An 18,765-nucleotide genomic window follows, 5' to 3' on the forward strand; every position below is an offset into this window, starting at 1 on the left:
TCAATTTGCCCAGGCTTGAGGAGATACCTCAGCCAACGCTTTGAATGCAGGCTTGGCGAACCAGAAACCCTGCATCAGAAATATTCCGCAGTCGGATAGGAAGTCGCGCTCGCCGGCACTTTCGATGCCCTCGGCGATGACAGTAACCCCCAACTGCTCACAGATTGTGACAATCCCCCGGACGATCACCTGACGGACACGATCCTGGTCGACATCGCGAATCAGCGCCATGTCGAGCTTGATCAAATCAGGTTGGAAATCGGCCAGCAGGTTCAGCCCCGAATAGCCCGCACCGAAGTCGTCGATGGCGGTCTTGAAGCCGAATTCGCGGTATTCACGCAGAATATTCGTCAAATGGCGATAGTTATCTACGTGCTCGCTTTCCAGGGTCTCGAAAATCAGCCGGTCCAGCGGGAAATTGTGCGCCCGGGCGGCCTCCAGCGTGCTGCGGATACACAGCTCCGGGCGATATACGGCATTGGGCATGAAGTTGATGGAAAGGTGAGTCTGCATGCCCAAGGCAGCGGCACCGGCGATGGCTTTGGTCCGGCAGCGCTGGTCGAAGCGGTAGCGATTGGTTTCGTTGACCTGAGCCAGCACCGACAGCGCGCCCTCTCCCTGGACACCGCGCACCAAGGCTTCGTGGGCGAATATCGAATGGTCACGCAGGTCTACGATAGGCTGGTAGGCAAACGCAAAATCGAACCCCAGCGGCTCGCTTTGCTGGCAGCCCACGCACCGCTGGTTGGGCGAGGTGAGTGAAACGGGAAAGTCGGTCACGGCGTATCCTCGCGAAAACAGGGTGCTACCTGGCGTATCTTAGGTGAGCCTGGGGGTTTATGCGTCGAAGGGATTCAACGGTAAAGTTGCGACATTTTTCAGAGCGAGGAATTCAAGTGGCTCAAAAGCAGGAAGAGCAAGAGAAGGTCCGGTTGGACAAGTGGTTGTGGGCAGCCCGGTTCTACAAGACCCGCGCCCTGGCCAAGGCGGCTATAGAGAGCGGCAAGGTGCATCATCGCGGCGAGCGCTGCAAGCCGGGCAAGGAGCCGCGCGTCGGCGACGAGTTTCAGATTCGTACAGGGTTTGATGAAAAAACCATCGTGGTACAGGCGCTTTCCATTGTGCGCCGCGGCGCGCCCGAAGCGCAGGCGCTGTATGCGGAAACCGAAGCCAGCATTGCCAAGCGTGAGAACGCTGCGGCCATGCGCAAGGCGGGCGCTTCAGGCTTGACCACCGATGGCAAGCCAAGCAAGAAGCAGCGCCGCGATCTGTTCAAGTTTCGCGGCAGCGGCAATGACGACTGATTACACGAGTCGCCCATGCAAACTCGATCAAATGTGGGAGCGAGCAAGCCCGCTCCCACTTTTAGCCGCGGGGGGTTACGCAGTTTTGCGTATGACATTCAACCGCCCAATAACCGGCAACTTGCTCAGTAGCCCGAAAAGCGGCGCCGTCATGCGCAACAAAGTGCCCGATACCTTCGCCGCAAACGGCGTGTAATACCCCCACCCCAACGCCAACAGCGCCAGCAGTACGCCGCCGATGTAATCATCCTGGCCCCAGTGCGCGCCGGCCACCAGCCTCGGCATCATGAACAGCAGCGCCAGGCCCCAGATCACCAGCACCTGGCCGATGCGCCGGGCGAACACGCTCATGAACATCGCCCAGATCAACAGCACCGAAGCATGGTCGCCGGGGAAGCTCTGGCTCGAGCGGTCCTTCAGCTCCCAGGTTTTCTCCAGCCCTGGGAAAAAGTCGCTCATTTGAATCGCGCCGCTGATGACCATCGACGGGCTACTGTGCTGCCAGCCCATGTGCGCCGCGAGTTTGGAGAACAGCATGCGGATAAACAGCAACAGCAGCAGGATGCCGAGGAAGCCAAAAAACGCCTGGCGCACCTGCACGGCCTTGAACACCCAGTCGCCGCGAATCAGCAGCGCCAGCAAAATCACGCCGACCACTGCATCAAACGGTCGCAGGCTCGCCACGGCCCATACATGCAACCAGGTCGAGTTCGTGGCCAATGGGCCATTGAGCAGGTGAAACAGCCACTCGTCGAAAATCACACAGAGCATCTGGCCCGTGGGCCACAGCCAAAAACACAGCAGCCCGATAGCGAGTAGATTGCAAAGAGCCCATCGCCGGAGGTTCCAGTTGGCTTGGAACAAACCCGGATTGTTCATAAACTGTCCCTCATCGCTCTATTGCGCTCCTTGAATTCAGGAGCAGGCGCACCAAGATGGTGCTAAAGCGTTTAATTTTATAAACCTTGTAATCATTTTGTCATCACTTCAGATACCCAGACCTATGACTGATCTACCGGATACCGACTTCACCCAACGCTTCATCTTCGATGAGAGCGATGCCCGCGGCGAGATGGTTTCGTTGGAGCTCAGCTATGCCGAAGTCCTTGCTAAACACGCCTATCCGGAGCCGGTCGCGCAATTGCTCGGCGAGTTGATGGCCGCCGCGGCGCTGCTGGTGGGCACCATGAAGTTCGACGGTTTGCTGATCTTGCAGGCTCGTTCCGAAGGGCCGGTGCCCATGTTGATGATCGAGTGCTCCAGCGAGCGCGAGATCCGTGGCCTGGCTCGCTATGACGCTGACCAGATTGCTGCAGACGCTACCCTGGCCGACCTGATGCCCAACGGCGTCCTGGCACTGACTGTCGACCCGACCGAAGGCCAGCGCTACCAGGGTATTGTCGACCTCGACGGCCAGACCCTGTCGGAATGCTTCACCAACTACTTCGTCATGTCCCAGCAAGTGGGCACCAAGTTCTGGCTTAACGCCGACGGCAAGCGCGCTCGCGGTTTGCTGGTGCAACAACTGCCGGCCGATCGCATCAAGGATGAGGATGACCGTGCCGAAAGCTGGCGGCATATCATCGCCCTGGCCGACACCTTGAAGGCCGAAGAACTGCTGGGCCTGGACAACGAAACCATCCTGCACCGCCTCTACCACGAAGAAGCCGTGCGCCTGTTCGACGCACAAGGCCTGCGCTTCAATTGCAGCTGCTCGCGCGAGCGTTCCGGCAACGCGCTGGTCAGTCTGGGCCTGGAAGATGCGCAAAATCTGGTGGTGGAACATGGCGGCCATATCGAGATCGACTGCCAGTTCTGCAACCAGCGCTACCTGTTCGATGCGGCTGATGTAGCGCAATTGTTCGCTGGCGCAGGCAGCGACACCCCTTCCGACACCCGCCACTAAAACGTTTAAGCACAGGTAAATCACCTGACAAACGCCGGATTAGAGGTGTTCTGACGGGAGGGCCCTACTCTTTTTGGGCTTTTCTGGCATAATCCGGCCCACTTTTTTCGCGGTAGTAGTGCGCAACTTTCTACTACAAAACGTTTGGAGCACTCGGCCATAGGCCGACGGGGAACCTCATGACGCAAGCCAATAACGCCGTATACACCGATCTGAGTGTTGACGATCTGGTCAAAGAAGCCCTGCAGCGCGGTGAAGGCGTGCTTGCCGATACTGGCGCGCTGGTCGTAGAAACCGGTCACCGCACCGGTCGTTCGCCGGTTGACCGTTTCATCGTTGAAGAGCCTTCCACCCAGGACGCCATTGCCTGGGGCCCGATCAACCGCAAGTTCCCGGCCGACAAGTTCGATGCCCTGTGGGCTCGCGTCGAGGCCTTCAACAACGCGCAAGAGCATTTCGTTTCCCATGTTCACGTAGGGGCTGCAGAAGACCACTACCTGGCCGTGAAAATGACCACCCAGACTGCCTGGCAGAACCTGTTCGGTCGTTGCCTGTTCATCAACCCGGCCCAGTACAACCCGGCCGGTCGTGAAGAGTGGCAAGTGCTCAACGTGGCCAACTTCGAGTGCGTGCCAGAGCGTGACGGCACCAACTCCGACGGTTGCGTGATCCTCAACTTCGCCCAGAAAAAAGTACTGATTGCCGGCATGCGTTACGCCGGTGAAATGAAAAAAGCCATGTTCTCGGTGCAGAACTTCCTGCTGCCGGCTGCCGACGTGCTGCCAATGCACTGCGCCGCCAACATCGGCGAAGCAGGCGACGTGACCCTGTTCTTCGGCCTGTCCGGCACTGGCAAGACCACCCTGTCGGCCGACGAAAGCCGTTACCTGATCGGTGACGACGAGCACGGCTGGGGCGAAGGCGTGGTGTTCAACATCGAAGGCGGTTGCTACGCCAAGTGCATCGACCTGTCCGAGAAGAACGAGCCGGTTATCTGGAAAGCCATCAAGCATGGCGCAGTGCTGGAAAACGTCGTGATCGACGAGGCCAAGCACGCCGACTACGCCGACGTCAGCCTGACCCAGAACAGCCGTGCCGCCTACCCGCTGGAGCACGTTGCCAAGCGTTCCGAGAAGAACCTGGGCGGCGAGCCAAACGCGGTGATCTTCCTGACCTGCGACCTGACCGGCGTACTGCCGCCTGTGTCGATCCTCAGCGAAGAACAAGCGGCCTACCACTTCCTGTCCGGCTACACCGCTCTGGTGGGTTCGACCGAAATGGGTTCGGGCAGCGGCATCAAGTCGACGTTCTCCACCTGCTTCGGCGCGCCGTTCTTCCCACGCCCGGCCGGTGAGTACGCAGAGCTTCTGATCAAGCGCATCCGTGGTTTCGGCTCCAAGGTCTACCTGGTCAACACTGGCTGGACCGGCGGCGGCTACGGCGTTGGTAAACGCTTCAACATCCCGACCACTCGCGGCGTGATTGCAGCGATCCAGAGCGGCGCGTTGATCGGTGCGCAAACCGAACACCTGGACACCATCAACCTCGACGTGCCATTGGCCGTACCGGGCGTTGAAACCGGCCTGTTGAACCCACGCAACACCTGGGCTGACAAGGCTGCCTACGACGAAGCCGCGAAGGCGCTGGCTGGCCTGTTCATCGAAAACTTCAAGAAGTTTGAAGTCAGCGATGCGATCAAGGCGGCGGGTCCTAAGTTGTAAGATTCGCTGGTTGTAAAAAAGCCGCCTCTTAAGTAGGCGGCTTTTTTATGCGCGAACGATTAGTCGGCGATGTGCAGTACCACTGCACCGACCAGCACCAGCACGACGCCTGCCACCTGCACCGCTGACAATCGTTCCTTGAAAAACACGAACCCCAGAATCGCCGCAATGCCTCCCGACAGCGTACTGATCACGGTCACCACCGACACCGAGCCGGCCATCGCGCCCCACGAAAATGCCGAGAACCCGCCGAGATTCATCAAGCTCGCCCCGGTCAACGTCGCGCAGTTTTTCAGCGGCGGGATCTTCAGGCCATCCTTGATCTTCAGCACCATCACCACCAGCACGCACAGGCCCACCAGGTAGCCGAGCCACAACATGCTGATCGGCCCCAACGCCGGCAGTGTGTAGCGGCCTTGCAGCCAGAAACTGGTGCCATACAAGGCTGCGGCGAACATGGCGTAGGCAATCGACAGGCGCGGGTTGTTGTGGGGCGTACCGTTGTCCTTGTGAATGCTGGACAGCACAACGCCGATCACGCACAAAGCGATGCAACCCAGTTGTACCAGGCTGATGTGCTCACCGCTGGCCCAGGAGAGCAGGGTGGTCACCACTCCATAGGACGTCACCAGCGGCGCGACGATGGCCGCTTTGCCCAAGGCAAAGGCTTTGGACAGCGCAAGGGCGCCGGACACTGTCAGCAGAGCGGCTGCGATGCCCAGGAGCCAGACGCTGAATGGCGCATCAAGGGATTTGAAAAGGAAGGCCGGGAAAATGACCAGCAGGAAGGTCATGATCAAAAAGCCGAGGGCTTGGCCGAAATACACCGCGCGTTTAACGCCAACGGCGCGGGCGTTGAGGCCCACCAGAAAGTCCGTGCCACCCCATAGCAGGGCGGCCAGCAGGCCCATTGTTACGTCCATTGACAGTCCTTGTTATTTACACGGCTCGCCAGATTAGCGCAGATCCAATGTGGGAGGGGCTTGCCCTAATACTGTAGGAGCGAGCTTGCTCGCGAAAAACGTCAACGATAACGCGTGCTTCCTGAATAAACGCGGCGCCTGTGAGTTTTTCGCGAGCAAGCTCGCTCCTACAAAAAAATCTTCATTGGAGTCAGCTCAGGTTTTCCAGCGTTTGCGTGTCCCAGCTATGGTTCTTGATCGCCAGGTAGAGCATGCCGATGGTCAACGGAATCTTGTCGCCACGGCCCTTGGCGCGACGCTTCAGGAACACGTCGAACACCGGCGGCTGGAAGTAACGATAGGCATCGTAGTCACCCAGGTCGACCCCGAAATCCTGTTCCAGCGCCTCCATAAATTGCTTGGCCTCAACGCCATCGCACCCGAGGTCGAAGTTCAGTGAGGTATGCAGGCTAATGGTCTTGTGTTTTGGCAAGTCGATTTCTTCATGCAGCAATTGCATAAGTTGCTGCATGACAGGGTCTTCGGGGAAGTTGGGAGAAAGGTTCATGGTGGGGGCAATCATCAAGGGGTGAGTGTTTTTTACCCTGCGATAGATATTCGAGGTGCTCAGCAACCCGATGCCTGTCACAAAGGCGACTATCGGCAGACTTTCAAGCTGTGCCCCTATGATCCAGGACGTGGCATACAACAGAAGTGTTGGACCGGTTATCAATAGGCAGAGCCCGAGCCATTTTCTGAGTAGGGGCAACCTTATTGTTCTATCAATGACAGCGGCCAGTATTAAGAAGAGCAGCAAATTGATCCACTGAATGTATTCATTCATTCATAGCACCAGCCACCTGGCAATCCCGGTTTACCAGTACCAAGGCGAATCACTGCGAAGGTGATGCCATAGTGGCTGATGTGTTGAGTCCTTTCGATGGTCACAAAATTATGCCGAGCGCGTTGGGAGAAGGGGCTAGTGTCGTCCAGGCAAAGGGCTTTTCTGTAGAGGGGCGAGACACTGTTTGAGGCAGTTTGGGAAACGGACGACGCGCCGTTTTTTGGTTTCTTACAATGCCTTCCTGCATTTTATGACTTGATACCGATTCTGCCGGCTGAACCGAGCAAATGTGGGCGCCGGCTTTTTGTAGGAGCGAGCTTGCTCGCGAAAAACGTCAACGGTAACGCGTGCTTCCTGGATAAACGCGGTGCTTGGTAGTTTTTCGCGAGCAAACTCGCTCCTACGAGTATTAGGGCTTGCCCGCGATGGCGGTATAGCCTGATACGCCGCCATCGCAGGCAAGCCAGCTCCCACAGGTTTAGCTGTGTAGCGGATTGCTGTGTGGTGGCTGGTCGGTCGCTGGTTGCAGTTGTACGTGTTGCGTAGCTTCCAGCAAATCACAGCCGTCCTGAACGAGCAGGTACAGCGCATTGATGATGTGGGATATGTCTTTGAGGTCGGCGTGTTCGAAGGTCAGGCAAGAGAAGGTTTCCAATAAGTCGCTGGCGGCGCGGATACGCTGGTGGGCGGCGGATTGGATGTCTTCGGCTTTGGCTTCGGTGTCTATGAGAAGAGGGTGGGTGTCGGTGAAGTTAGTGCGTAACTGACGATAGCGATTGGTGGGAAGGTTCGGCTTTGTCATCACAGTGTTCCAATACAGATTCAAAGAAATACGCCAGAAGAGCTGGCACGTTGTCTCTGCTGTTTTTCGGGTGACCAAGCCCGGTCGCTGAATTGGCAGCGACGAGCCCAACCTTAGAAGTGAGTTTGTTCTCGGGCAATAAACAGATGGTTTAATCGTTCGCGGTTCGATCAGACACTGAGAGGCTTGCTGATACAACGCTCAAAAATCGCTTCCAATCCCCGATAGTCACACGCCACTGCATCAATATTCGCGGGTATCCAGGCCGCATGTTTTACCAGCCACCAATTCACCGAAAACCCCGCATTCACGATGATCTGTTCAAACAGGATCCGCTGCGCCCGGCCATTTCCCTCGCGGAAGGGATGAATGACATTCAGGTCGCCATAAGCTTCAGCGATTTGACGCACAAGGTCAGCCTGAGTCGCACCAACATACCAATTGGCGTCTTGCATATGCCGGACGATTTTCGCCGCCTCTGGTGGAATACGCTCTGGGGTGCAAAACAGCGTGTCGCCTTTCTGGATGTTGACGCTGCGCAGTTCGCCGGCCCAGTCATAAATGTCACCGAACAGGATGCGGTGAATGTGTTGCAGACGATCAAGGTCGTAGGGCGGCGGAAAGAGTGGAAGGTTGCCTACGGCGATTTCGGATAATTCCCGCTCGGCCTGGTGCAGGCGTGCTTCATCGAGCAAATCGAGGCGGTTGCGCAGGATGCTGCTACCGGGATAGCAGTACGGGTCCTGGCCCACCCCGTATTTGTCGAGCATCAGCGTGAGGTGTTGCGGTACTTGGCAAGAACGGCTTCGCGTGTCGGCAGGGGTTTGTCGACGTCGGTCGGTTGGGTATCGAACCCTTCCAGGCGCAGGCTGGCCAGGTAATTGGAACGGCGGATCTTGTGATAGTGATCCTGTTTTTGCTCAAACGTCAGTTCGCTCATCGCTGCGTCCTCTTGGAAAGCAAGGCTTGATTGTAGCGCAATGCGTCAGGGCGAAGGCAGGATAAAAACCACGTCGTAACCTGTATAGAATCCCGTCGACGATCTTAATTCAGTGTAAATTTTCGGAATCCTCCTCTCCGGCCCAGGGCCATCCTTTGCCTGTGTATCATCCTGTCTCTTTTTTCCTTGCGACCTTTCTCGATTCGCCGAACTTACTGGGCTACGTTTTTAAGCCACGTTCAGCGGTCAATGGAGTGACAGCCTTATGCACGACACCCTCCAGCAGGTCTTTGGTTACCCACACTTTCGCTTGGGCCAGGAAGAGACGGTCAGCGCCGTGCTGGCTGGGCGTTCTGCCGCCGCCATTTTCCCTACGGGGTCGGGCAAATCCTTGTGTTACCAGCTGTCGGCCGTGTTGCTGCCGCACCTGACGCTGGTGGTGTCGCCGTTGCTGGCATTGATGCAGGACCAGTTGGGTTTCCTGCAGCGCCATGGCATTTCGGCGGGCAGTATCGATTCGGCCCAGAGCCGTGATGAGGCCAATGATGTCATGGCCCGTGCGCGATCGGGCGAGCTCAAGATCCTGATGATTTCCGTGGAGCGTTTGAAGAACGAGCGTTTCCGTAATTTCCTGAACAGCGTGCAGATCTCGTTGCTGGTGGTGGACGAGGCGCACTGTATTTCCGAATGGGGCCACAACTTCCGCCCGGATTATTTGAAACTGCCGGACTACCAGCGCCTGTTCAACATCCCGCAGGCGCTATTGCTGACGGCCACGGCCACGCCCAAGGTGATCGCCGACATGCAGGCCAAGTTCGCCATTGCTGCCGAAGATGTAGTGACCACGGGCTTCTATCGCTCCAACCTCAACCTGCTGGTGGAACCGGTCAGCGGCCACGACAAACGCCGCAGGCTGGTGGAGTGGATGAAAGCGCGGGCCAACCAGCCGAGTATCGTCTACGTCACCTTGCAGAAAACCGCCGAGCAGATTGCCGAGCATCTGAACCGCCACGGTATTCAGGCCGAGGCTTATCACGCGGGGCTGCCCCACGAAAAGCGCGAAGGCATCCAGCAGCGTTTCATGGGCGGGCGCTCCAATTGCATTGTCGCAACCATCGCGTTTGGCATGGGCATCGACAAGAGTGACATCCGCAATGTCGTGCACTTCGACTTGCCCAAGTCCATCGAGAACTACAGCCAGGAGATCGGCCGCGCAGGGCGTGACGGGCAGCCATCGGATTGCCTGGTGTTGGCCAATCGCGACAGCCTCAATGTGCTGGAAAACTTCGTGTACGGTGACACGCCGGAGCAGGAAGGCATTCGTCGTGTACTCGAGGAGTTGCAGGCGGCGCGTAGCGAAGGCCAGTGGGAGTTCCTGCTCAGGTCGCTGTCGGACCACAGCAATATTCGCGAGCTGCCGCTCAAGACGCTCCTGGTGCAGTTGGAACTCAAGGGCGTGATCGCGCCGCGCTATGCGTTTTATGCGGAATACCGTTTCAAATACCTGATCGAGCCCGAGGCCTTGCTGGCGCGCTTTTCTGGCGAACGGCAGCAGTTTGTTGCGGCGATCATCCAGGTATGCAAGCGCGCTAAAACCTGGGCGACGGTGGATTTCGATGCGCTTTATCAACAGCACAATGCCGAACGTAGCCGGGTGGTGAAGGCGCTGGATTATTTTCAGGAGCAGGGCCTGATCGAACTCGAAAGCAAGCAGATGACTGAGGTCTACAGTTTGCTCGACACCGATTTCGACCCGCAGCTGTTGAGCGCCGAGTTATACACAGGCTTCAAGCAGCATGAGGTGACGGAGGTCGCGCGAATTCACGCCATGCTCGACCTGTTTGCCACCGAGCACTGCCTAGGGCAACGCCTGGCGCGCTACTTTGGTGATGAAAATGCGCCCCAGCGTTGCGGGCATTGTTCGGTGTGCCACGGCCAGGTTGCCCATCTGCCGGCACCGCCGAGCCTGCCGTCGCTTGTGGATAAAAACTTCATGGGGCTGTGCGGTGATTTTATCCACAGGCATCATGAGCACACGGGGGACTTGCCGAATGCGGAGCGTCTGACGCGTTTTCTTGGCGGTATCAGCGTACCGTTGTTTACCAAGTTGAAGGCGCGAGGCATTCCGGGTTTTGCTGCGCTGGAAGATTACCCCTACGCCGAGGTGCGCGACTGGGCCCATGCTCAATTGGATCAACTTTGACGAGACTTGCCGATGCCTGACTCAACGCCTGTGCGCGACGATTACCGCCACTTCCAGCCGATCACCACGCGTTGGCACGACAACGATGCCTACGGCCATGTGAATAACGTCACCTACTACAGCTTCTTCGACACAGCCGTTAATACCTACCTGATCGAACAGGGCGGGCTGGATATTCATGACGGTGAGGTGGTGGGGTTTGTGGTGAGTTCGGCCTGCGATTACTTCGCCTCGATTGCTTTCCCTGAGCGCATTGAAATCGGCCTGCGGGTAGGCAAGCTGGGCAATAGCTCGGTGCAGTATGAGCTGGCGGTATTCAAGGCGGGCGAGCAGGAGGCGTGTGCCGCGGGGCGCTTTGTCCATGTGTTTGTGGACCGAGCGTCGAACCAGCCAGTGCCGATTCCGGGGATGTTGCGCGAGGCGATGCAGCGCTTGGTGGTTTGAGGGCACCTGCAAGCAACCCATGCCAAATGTGGGAGCCGGGCTTGCCCGCGATGGCGCAGTATCAGGCAATACCTCTAAACCTGATTCACTGCGATCGCGGGCAAGCCCGGCTCCCACACTGGATGTGTTCGTCAGAGCGCGTATTGATCAGTCGCGATAACGATGCTTGTTCTTGCGATGCCCATAGGCATGGCCGCGGCCTGGGTGGCCATCGCGGTAGTAGCGACGATCGTCACGGTCGCGATCGCGGTAATGGCGGCTGTCGCGATCACTTTCGTTACCCATGTAGTTGCCCAGCGCGCCGCCGGCGCCACCGCCGGCTGCTGAGCCGACCAATGCACCGGTACTGCCGCCGACGCTGCGACCCAAGACGTTGCCGCCGGCTGCGCCCAGTGCGCCACCAATGGCTGCTTCGCCACGGCTACGCTTGTCTGCGCCGACCGCGCTACCGCCAGCGCCGCCCAGGGCCGCGCCGATGGTCGAACCGGTGTTGCCGCCCAGCTGCTGGCCGACAACGGAACCTAGAACCCCACCCAATGCGCCGCCTACACCGGCTTCGGTGGTGCCGCCTGCCATGGCTGCGCCACTGACCAGGCCAAGGGACAACAAGAGAATCGAGGAGAACTTCATTCAGGGAAACCTCAAGGGATGACGGCGCGATCCTGAGGTTGTATCGAGCCGCTGACAATCGAAATCCGACCGGCGGCAGAGGTTGTATACAATTTGCTAAGTTACTGTTTTGTATAGGGAACTTAAGTCGTTTTTGCAGGTCTTTAGTTACTTCGGAAGGGCAGCTTTTATGCAAAAGCGGCCTTTTTTTGTGGCTGCAGAATGTGCGGTGCTTGTGCTGGCCTCTTCGCGGGCAAGCCCGCTCCCACACTTGGAATGCATTTCAAATGTGGGAGCGGGCTTGCTCGCGAAAGCGGTAGTTCAAGCAACACATATCTCGGATCAAGTCAGGCCGAGCGCGCCATGATCAACCCACTGTCACTCGCCGCTTCCAAGCGAATCGCAACAAACTTAGACGTTGGCGTATGGCTCCCGTCGCCAGTGCTTTCCAGCGGTACCAGTGGGTTCACCTCCGGATAGTAAGCCGCCGCCTGCCCCGCCGGAATATCAAATGCCAGCAGCGTAAAGCCCTTCACGCGGCGCTCACGACCGTCCTCCCACAGCGACACGATGTCTGCCTTCTGCCCCGGCTTGAAGCCCAGGCGGATGATGTCGGCTTCGTTGACGAACAGCACATCCCGCTGGCCTTTGACCCCGCGATAACGGTCGTCCAGGCCATAGATGGTGGTGTTGTACTGATCATGGGAGCGCATCGACTGCATGATCAGGTCCGGCACCCGGCCCGTGGCGTGGGTGCGTTCGTGGATCAGGTCTTTGGGCAAGATGTTCGGACGGAAGTTGGCGCGGCCCGACGGTGTGTTCCAGCGGCGTGCGCCGGCGGAGTTGCCCAGGTAAAAGCCACCTGGATGTTTGATCTTCTCGTTGAAGTCCTTGAAGCCTGGGATGGTGTCGGCGATCAGGTCGCGGATGCGCCCGTAGTCAGCCACCAGCCAGTTCCAATCCACGGGCGTGCTGCCCAGGGTGGCGGCAGCAATGCCTGCCAGGATCGCCGGCTCGGACTTCATCAGTTTCGACAGCGGTTGCAGTTGGCCGTTGGAGCCGTGGACCATGCTGAACGAGTCTTCCACCGTCACCGCTTGCGGGCCGTCGGCCTGGATGTCGATGTCGGTGCGGCCCAGGCACGGCAGGATCAACGCATCTTTACCGTGCATCAGGTGGCTGCGGTTGAGCTTGGTGCTGATCTGCACGGTCAGGTCGCAATTGCGCAGCGCTTCAAAGGTGCGCGTGCTGTCTGGCGTGGCTTGGGCAAAGTTGCCGCCCAGGCCGATAAAGACTTTGGAGCGGCCTTCAAGCATGGCATGAATCGCTTCCACCACGTTATGGCCATTGTCGCGCGGCACCTGGAACTGGAAACGACGCTCCAGTGCGTCGAGAAACACCACCGGTGGGCGTTCGTTGATGCCCATGGTGCGGTCGCCCTGCACGTTACTGTGGCCACGCACCGGGCACAGCCCGGCGCCTGGGCGGCCAATATTGCCGCGTAGCAGCATCAGGTTGGCGATTTCCTGGATGGTCGGCACCGAGTGGCGGTGCTGGGTAATCCCCATTGCCCAGCACATGATCACATTCTTGCCTTTGGCGTACATGCGCGCCGCTTGCTCGATCTCCACCAGGGTCAGGCCGGACTGTTCGACGATCTCCTCCCACGAGGTGTCGTCGATCTGGCCCAGGTATTCCAGGACGTTGGCAGTGTGTTCATTGAGGAAGTCGTGGTCGAACACTGCTTCCTTGCCTTCGGCCAGGGCTTGGCGTTCCCACAGCAGCAGGAATTTGGCCATGCCGCGCAAGATAGCCATATCGCCACCCAGCGCCGGGCGGAAGTAGGCGGTGTTGGTAGGCTTGTCACCGTTGGTGAGCATTTCCAGCGGATGCTGCGGGTGCTGGAAGCGCTCCAGGCCACGCTCTTTGAGTGGGTTGATACACACCACCTGGGCGCCGCGCTTCACTGCTTCGCGCAGCGGTTCAAGCATGCGCGGGTGGTTGGTGCCGGGGTTCTGGCCCCAGACGAAAATGGCATCGGCATGCTCGAAGTCATCAAAGGTCACGGTGCCTTTGCCCACGCCCACGCTCTGCGCCAGGGCTACGCCGCTGGCTTCGTGGCACATGTTCGAGCAGTCCGGGAAGTTGTTGGTGCCATAGGCGCGTACAAACAGCTGGTACAGGTAGGCGGCTTCGTTGCTGGCACGGCCCGAGGTGTAGAACTCGGCCATATTCGGGCTGGGCAATGCGTTGAGGTGCTTGCCGACCAGGTCGAAGGCGGCTTCCCAACTGATGGGCGCGTAGCGATCGGTCTGGGCGTCATAGCGCATCGGCTCGGTCAGGCGGCCCTGGTATTCCAGCCAATAGTCGCTTTGCTCCAGCAACGCTGTGACGCTGTGCTTGGCGAAGAAGGCCGCATCGACGCGGCGCTTGGTGGCTTCCCAGTTGACTGCCTTGGCGCCGTTTTCGCAGAACTTGACCATGCCGCTTTCCGGCGAGTCGCCCCAGGCGCAGCCCGGGCAGTCGAAGCCGCCGTTCTGGTTGGTCTTGAGCATCATGCGCAGGTTTTTCAGGGCGTTGTCGCTGGTCAGCCAGGCTTGCGCCACGCTGATCAGGGCGCCCCAGCCACCGGCTGGGCCTTTGTAGGGCTTATAGCGTGGGGTTGGGGTCTGGTCGGCTTGGTGGTGAAGGCTCATGGCTGGTGCTCCATCGCAGGGCTATAGACCCGTGGCGCGCTTTTTTGCGGCAGGTGGATGAGGTTGAGGTTGTGCCGGCGCGCCCATTGCAGGGCCAGGCCGGTGGGCGACGACAGGCTGACCAGGGTCTGGATGCCGGCGCGCAAAACTTTCTGAATCAATTCGAGGCTGCAGCGGCTGGTAACAATCGCCAGGCCGCCGTCGGTCGGAATCTTTTGGCGGATCAATGCGCCAATCAATTTATCCAGAGCGTTATGCCGACCGATGTCTTCGCGACCCATCAGCAATTCGCCCTGGCTGTTCATAAACACCGCCGCATGCACGGCGCCGCTGTGCTGGCCCAGGGGTTGGAATGCGCTGATACGTTGGCGCAAGCCATCGAGCCACTGCGCCGGCGGCAAGGGCGCGCCGGGCAGCACCTGTAGGTCGGGCAATGCTTGCTCTACCGCTTCCACGCCACACAGGCCACAGCCGCTGGTGCCCGCCAATTGGCGGCGTTGCTGCTTGAGGTTCCAGAACGCGCGGCTGGAAACCTGTACCTGAGCGTACTGGGCTGCGCCTGAACCGCTGATTTTCAGGTCATAAATGTCGTTAACGTCGGTGATAATGCCGCTACCGAGGCTGAAACCTACAATGAAGTCTTCCAGGTCCGTAGGCGTCACCAGCATTACCGCCTGGCTGATATCGTTATAGGCAATCGCCAACGCCACTTCTTCGGCCAGCGCAGTGCTGGCCACTTCTGTGTGTTCAAGATTGCAATAGTGATAGCTCTGGCTGGCGACGGGCGCAGTCGTTTCGAGAGCGGGCGCCGCGCAGTGAGGGCGCTTGGCGTTCATGGGGCAGTACCACCGGCGGATTGATCAGTGTTTAGACTAGGCGCGACAAAGGGTCGCGTCTAATCGCCAGTATTGATCTATTGATAGAGGGCGTCGATCAAGGTTCACCGGCGTTTTCGTCGGGCTTATTCCAGGCAGGGGCGATTGAGATACTTTTGAGTCTTTAGCCAGTCTGGAACCCAAGTCGGCAGGACTGGTCTAGTCTTGGGCATCTGGAAATTAAATCCCAAGGAGAGCGCACCATGAGTATTTTTAGCTTTATCAAAGAAGCCGGCGAAAAGATTGTCGACCTGTTGACGCCGGGTAATGCGAACGCCAGTGAGCAGTTGAAGGAGCATGTGAGCAAGGTGGGCCTGGGTAATCCAAACGTGCAAACCACGGTGGATGGCGACAAGGTCACAGTGACCGGTGAAGTGGCCACGCAGGAAGAGAAAGAAAAGATCCTTTTGGCGCTGGGCAACATTGCTGGCGTGGCCAGTGTGGATGACCAGATCACAGTATCCGGTCCAGTGGTTGTGGCTTCGCGTTTTGTTGTAGTGAAAAGCGGCGACACCCTGAGCGCAATCTCTAAAACGGTTTATGGCGACGCGAATAAGTACAACAAGATCTTCGAGGCTAACAAGCCACTGTTGTCGCACCCGGACAAGATCTACCCAGGCCAGACACTGCGCATTCCTGAGTAATACGCAGGATAAAATGAGCAAGCTCGCCCTTTTGTAGGAGCGAGCTTGCTCGCGAAAAACTCACAGGCACCGCGTTTATCCAGGAAGCACGCGTTATCGTTGACGTTTTTCGCGAGCAAGCTCGCTTCTACATAAGCCCGGCAATGAGTTCTCGATAATCCCCGACGGCTGCAAATTCTGCAGTGTCCTTTGGTCCTTTCTTGCTATCAGGCTCTTTCACGGCCAGTAAATGCCCTACACCGAAATCCCGGGCGCTGCGCAGGATCGGCAAGGTGTCATCTATAAACAGGCTACGGGCCGGGTCAAACTGGATATCCGCTTGCAAGGCTTGCCAGAATTGCGGGTTTTCCTTGGGAAAACCGTAGTCGTGAGAGCTGATCAAGCGCTCGAAATACGGCGCCAGTTCAATGCGTTCCAACTTCAATGACAGCGAATCACGATGAGCGTTGGTGATCATGATCACGCGCTTGCCGGCCTGTTTGATCGCCGCCAGGAACGTATCGGCATCCGGGCGCAGGGCAATCAGGTGGGCGGTTTCCAGCTTGAGTTCGCGCACCGGGATCTTGAGTTCAGTGCTCCAGAAATCCAGGCAATACCATTGCAACTGTCCCGCGTTACGCTCAAACAGCGGTTGCAGCTCCATTTCGGCCATGGCCTGGCTCACACCGTGCAGTTCGGCGTAGCGCTGGGGCAGGTGCTCCATCCAGAAGTGGTTGTCGTAATGCAGGTCGAGCAGGGTGCCGTCCATGTCCAGCAGGACGGTGTCGATGGCGTGCCAGGGCAGAGAGGGCATGGTGGGGTCTCATGTAAGTAAAGATATCCGACACAGACAATCGGAAAAGCCACGGTATAGTAACCCGATCACGCCAAGGAGCCGTTTATGCGCCAGAAACCCACTGTCCTCGCCCGCGAAATAGTCGCCAGTAGCCGTTTGTTCCGCGTGGAGGAAGTGCAATTGCGCTTTTCCAATGGCGTTGAGCGCACCTACGAGCGTCTTGTCGGGCGTGGCACGGGCTACGGCGCCGTGATGATTGTAGCGATGATCGATGAAGATCATGCATTGCTGGTGGAAGAATACTGCGGCGGCACTGACGAATATGAATTGTCATTACCCAAAGGCCTGATCGAGCCCGGCGAAGACGTGCTGGCGGCGGCAGACCGCGAACTCAAGGAAGAGGCCGGCTATGGCGCACGGCAGTTGGAGCACATCACCGAGCTGTCATTGTCGCCTGGTTATATGAGCCAGAAAATTCAGGTGGTGCTGGCTACCGATCTCTATGAAGAGCGCCTTGAGGGTGATGAGCCCGAGCCGATGCGGGTAGACCGGGTCAACCTGCGTGAGCTGTCGGCGTTGGCGCAAAACGAGCAATTCAGCGAAGGTCGCGCCCTGGCGGCGTTGTATCTGGTCAGAGACCTGTTGACCCAGCGTGGAGCGTTCAACGCATGAGCGAACTGTTTTTAGGCCACCCGTTTATCGCCCCGGTCATTGAGCTGGCGCGCCAGGCCGGTGAGGCTATCCTGCCGTACTGGCGTGCCGACGTAGCCGTGACCTCCAAGGCGGACGATTCACCCGTGACGGCTGCCGACCTGGCTGCCCACCATCTGATTCTCGCAGGCCTCACCGCGCTGGACCCAAGCATTCCAGTGCTGTCTGAAGAGGATGCCGATATCGATCAGAGTGTGCGTGCCGGTTGGCAGCGCTGGTGGTTGGTGGACCCTTTGGATGGCACCAAGGAATTCATTTCTGGCAGTGAAGAATTCACCGTCAATATTGCCTTGATCGAACAGGGCCGCGTGGTGTTCGGCGTGGTATCGATACCGACCACTGGCCGCTGCTACTTCGGCGGCGCGGGCCTGGGGGCTTGGCGTTCGGACGTCAATGCAGCGCCCAAGCAGATTCAAGTACGCCAGGCCCCGGCCTCGGGTGAGGCCTTTACGGTGGTGGCCAGCCGTCGTCATACCAGCCCTGAGCAGGAGCGCCTGCTCAATGGCCTCAGTGAAGGCTTGGGCGAGTTGAAACTGGCGAATATCGGCAGCTCGTTGAAGTTTTGCTTATTAGCCGAGGGCAGTGCCGATTGTTATCCGCGCCTGGCGCCGACCTCGCAGTGGGATACCGCAGCGGCCCAGGGTGTATTGGAAGGGGCGGGGGGTGAAGTGCTGGAGTTGAATGGTAAGCCGTTCAGCTACCCGGCGCGGGAATCGTTGCTGAACCCGTTCTTTCTGGCGTTGCCGGCCAAGGCTGCGTGGCGTGAACGGCTTTTGACCCTGGCCAGATCTTAAGATCACTGCAGAGCAAAATGTGGGAGCGGGCTTGCCCGCGATGGCGGAGTGTCAGTCATACAGGTATTGGCTGATCCACCGCTATCGCAGGCAAGCCAGCTCCCACATTAGTTTTATGGAGTGGCTGCTAGCGGTGCAGCACGTACTGGCCGGTAAAGACGACAGCGTGCTCTTCGCTGCCCTCATTTACTATCCACGTCTCCAGCGCCAATCGCGCCCGCCCATAGCGCTGGTAGGTCGCCACAAAGCGTTTCCAAACCTTCTCCTGCGGCGCCGCGCAAATGGCTGTCGCGTCTTGCGTCACCGGCAGTGGGTAGCTGATCTGCCCTTCCTGAATCACGATATGCCCGTCTTCAATCCCGGCTTCACGCAGCTTTAGGTGCAGCCAACCCCAACCCGCCAGCACCGCGCCGCAGTAGAGGCTGCCGCCGAACATGGTGCTCTTGTGGTTGATATTGGCCTGCAAGGGCAGGTGCAGTTGCAGTTGGTCGTGTTGCCAGTCGAGCACCTTGAGGCCCATTTCCCGGGTGAGGGGGATGTCATGGTGAAGGATGGATTCCAGGTAACGGCTGTCGCGGCTCATGGCGGCCTCTTT

The 18,765-nt window shown here is 58.5% G+C and carries 20 protein-coding genes; 8 read left to right on the forward strand and 12 right to left on the reverse strand.

The window, feature by feature from the left end:
- The gene (gene rimA, locus ACWHXD_RS01275; protein ID WP_032894119.1) at nt 1–780 is read right to left on the reverse strand and encodes a S6 modification regulatory phosphodiesterase RimA; all 780 of its coding nucleotides are present in this window, start codon (nt 778–780) and stop codon (nt 1–3) included.
- 116 nt (nt 781–896) lie between these two features.
- On the opposite strand from rimA, the gene ACWHXD_RS01280 reads away from it, so the two are divergent.
- The gene (locus ACWHXD_RS01280; protein ID WP_056782615.1) at nt 897–1,304 is read left to right on the forward strand and encodes an RNA-binding S4 domain-containing protein; all 408 of its coding nucleotides are present in this window, start codon (nt 897–899) and stop codon (nt 1,302–1,304) included.
- A 75-nt stretch (nt 1,305–1,379) separates the two neighbouring features.
- Here ACWHXD_RS01280 and ACWHXD_RS01285 read toward each other — a convergent pair whose 3' ends face one another.
- Nucleotides 1,380–2,183, reverse strand: coding sequence for a phosphatase PAP2 family protein (locus ACWHXD_RS01285; protein WP_138761758.1), 804 nt, complete (start codon nt 2,181–2,183; stop codon nt 1,380–1,382).
- Between the two features lie 124 nt (nt 2,184–2,307).
- Between ACWHXD_RS01285 and hslO the strand changes: the two genes are divergently transcribed.
- Together hslO and ACWHXD_RS01295 are read left to right on the forward strand one after the other, a co-directional pair.
- Complete coding sequence (gene hslO / locus ACWHXD_RS01290; protein WP_032894116.1) at nt 2,308–3,210, forward strand: Hsp33 family molecular chaperone HslO; 903 nt, start codon at nt 2,308–2,310, stop codon at nt 3,208–3,210.
- 179 nt (nt 3,211–3,389) lie between these two features.
- On the forward strand, nt 3,390–4,931 hold the full coding sequence (locus tag ACWHXD_RS01295; protein WP_005783824.1) for a phosphoenolpyruvate carboxykinase: 1,542 nt from the start codon (nt 3,390–3,392) through the stop codon (nt 4,929–4,931).
- A 59-nt stretch (nt 4,932–4,990) separates the two neighbouring features.
- Here the strand turns inward: ACWHXD_RS01295 and ACWHXD_RS01300 are convergent, their stop codons facing one another.
- From ACWHXD_RS01300 to ACWHXD_RS01320, 5 genes are all read right to left on the reverse strand, one after another.
- The gene (locus ACWHXD_RS01300; RefSeq protein WP_238344541.1) at nt 4,991–5,854 is read right to left on the reverse strand and encodes an EamA family transporter; all 864 of its coding nucleotides are present in this window, start codon (nt 5,852–5,854) and stop codon (nt 4,991–4,993) included.
- 190 nt (nt 5,855–6,044) lie between these two features.
- On the reverse strand, nt 6,045–6,401 hold the full coding sequence (locus ACWHXD_RS01305) for a DUF1493 family protein (RefSeq protein ID WP_138761757.1): 357 nt from the start codon (nt 6,399–6,401) through the stop codon (nt 6,045–6,047).
- A gap of 754 nt (nt 6,402–7,155) precedes the next feature.
- Entirely contained in the window at nt 7,156–7,479 is a 324-nt protein-coding gene (locus ACWHXD_RS01310; RefSeq protein ID WP_098949827.1) for a hypothetical protein, read from the reverse strand.
- Nucleotides 7,480–7,649: 170 nt separating this feature from the next.
- Complete coding sequence (locus tag ACWHXD_RS01315) at nt 7,650–8,249, reverse strand: putative adenosine monophosphate-protein transferase Fic (RefSeq protein WP_098949826.1); 600 nt, start codon at nt 8,247–8,249, stop codon at nt 7,650–7,652.
- Nucleotides 8,249–8,419: a YhfG family protein gene (locus tag ACWHXD_RS01320; protein ID WP_003187692.1), complete on the reverse strand. Its 171-nt coding sequence runs from the start codon at nt 8,417–8,419 to the stop codon at nt 8,249–8,251. Before ACWHXD_RS01320 ends, ACWHXD_RS01315 begins: the two co-directional genes overlap by 1 nt.
- A gap of 265 nt (nt 8,420–8,684) precedes the next feature.
- On the opposite strand from ACWHXD_RS01320, the gene ACWHXD_RS01325 reads away from it, so the two are divergent.
- Together ACWHXD_RS01325 and ACWHXD_RS01330 are read left to right on the forward strand one after the other, a co-directional pair.
- Nucleotides 8,685–10,622 (forward strand): RecQ family ATP-dependent DNA helicase, encoded by a 1,938-nt coding sequence (locus ACWHXD_RS01325; protein ID WP_138761756.1) that lies wholly within the window; start codon nt 8,685–8,687, stop codon nt 10,620–10,622.
- Between the two features lie 12 nt (nt 10,623–10,634).
- Nucleotides 10,635–11,066: an acyl-CoA thioesterase gene (locus tag ACWHXD_RS01330; protein ID WP_032894109.1), complete on the forward strand. Its 432-nt coding sequence runs from the start codon at nt 10,635–10,637 to the stop codon at nt 11,064–11,066.
- 147 nt (nt 11,067–11,213) lie between these two features.
- On the opposite strand, the gene ACWHXD_RS01335 is transcribed toward ACWHXD_RS01330, so the two are convergent.
- The 3 genes from ACWHXD_RS01335 to fdhD all read right to left on the reverse strand — a co-directional run bounded on the left by ACWHXD_RS01335 (nt 11,214) and on the right by fdhD (nt 15,207).
- On the reverse strand, nt 11,214–11,696 hold the full coding sequence (locus ACWHXD_RS01335; protein WP_003187699.1) for a glycine zipper domain-containing protein: 483 nt from the start codon (nt 11,694–11,696) through the stop codon (nt 11,214–11,216).
- A 326-nt stretch (nt 11,697–12,022) separates the two neighbouring features.
- Nucleotides 12,023–14,371: an FdhF/YdeP family oxidoreductase gene (locus ACWHXD_RS01340; protein WP_138761755.1), complete on the reverse strand. Its 2,349-nt coding sequence runs from the start codon at nt 14,369–14,371 to the stop codon at nt 12,023–12,025.
- Complete coding sequence (fdhD, locus tag ACWHXD_RS01345; protein WP_032894106.1) at nt 14,368–15,207, reverse strand: formate dehydrogenase accessory sulfurtransferase FdhD; 840 nt, start codon at nt 15,205–15,207, stop codon at nt 14,368–14,370. The genes ACWHXD_RS01340 and fdhD overlap by 4 nt, the downstream gene beginning before the upstream one ends.
- A 242-nt stretch (nt 15,208–15,449) precedes the next feature.
- On the opposite strand from fdhD, the gene lysM reads away from it, so the two are divergent.
- On the forward strand, nt 15,450–15,890 hold the full coding sequence (gene lysM / locus ACWHXD_RS01350) for a peptidoglycan-binding protein LysM (RefSeq protein ID WP_032894105.1): 441 nt from the start codon (nt 15,450–15,452) through the stop codon (nt 15,888–15,890).
- A gap of 127 nt (nt 15,891–16,017) precedes the next feature.
- Here the strand turns inward: lysM and yrfG are convergent, their stop codons facing one another.
- Nucleotides 16,018–16,683: a GMP/IMP nucleotidase gene (gene yrfG, locus ACWHXD_RS01355; RefSeq protein WP_032894102.1), complete on the reverse strand. Its 666-nt coding sequence runs from the start codon at nt 16,681–16,683 to the stop codon at nt 16,018–16,020.
- A gap of 87 nt (nt 16,684–16,770) precedes the next feature.
- On the opposite strand from yrfG, the gene nudE reads away from it, so the two are divergent.
- Entirely contained in the window at nt 16,771–17,337 is a 567-nt protein-coding gene (nudE, locus tag ACWHXD_RS01360; RefSeq protein WP_032894100.1) for an ADP compounds hydrolase NudE, read from the forward strand.
- Nucleotides 17,334–18,170, forward strand: a complete 837-nt coding sequence (gene cysQ / locus ACWHXD_RS01365; protein ID WP_138761754.1) for a 3'(2'),5'-bisphosphate nucleotidase CysQ — start codon at nt 17,334–17,336, stop codon at nt 18,168–18,170. Before nudE ends, cysQ begins: the two co-directional genes overlap by 4 nt.
- 127 nt (nt 18,171–18,297) lie before the next feature.
- Here cysQ and ACWHXD_RS01370 read toward each other — a convergent pair whose 3' ends face one another.
- A complete protein-coding gene (locus ACWHXD_RS01370; protein ID WP_138761753.1) occupies nt 18,298–18,753 on the reverse strand; it encodes a thioesterase domain-containing protein in 456 nt (151 codons plus the stop codon).
- Nucleotides 18,754–18,765 lie beyond the last annotated feature (12 nt).

The organism is Pseudomonas fjordensis (assembly GCF_976987115.1).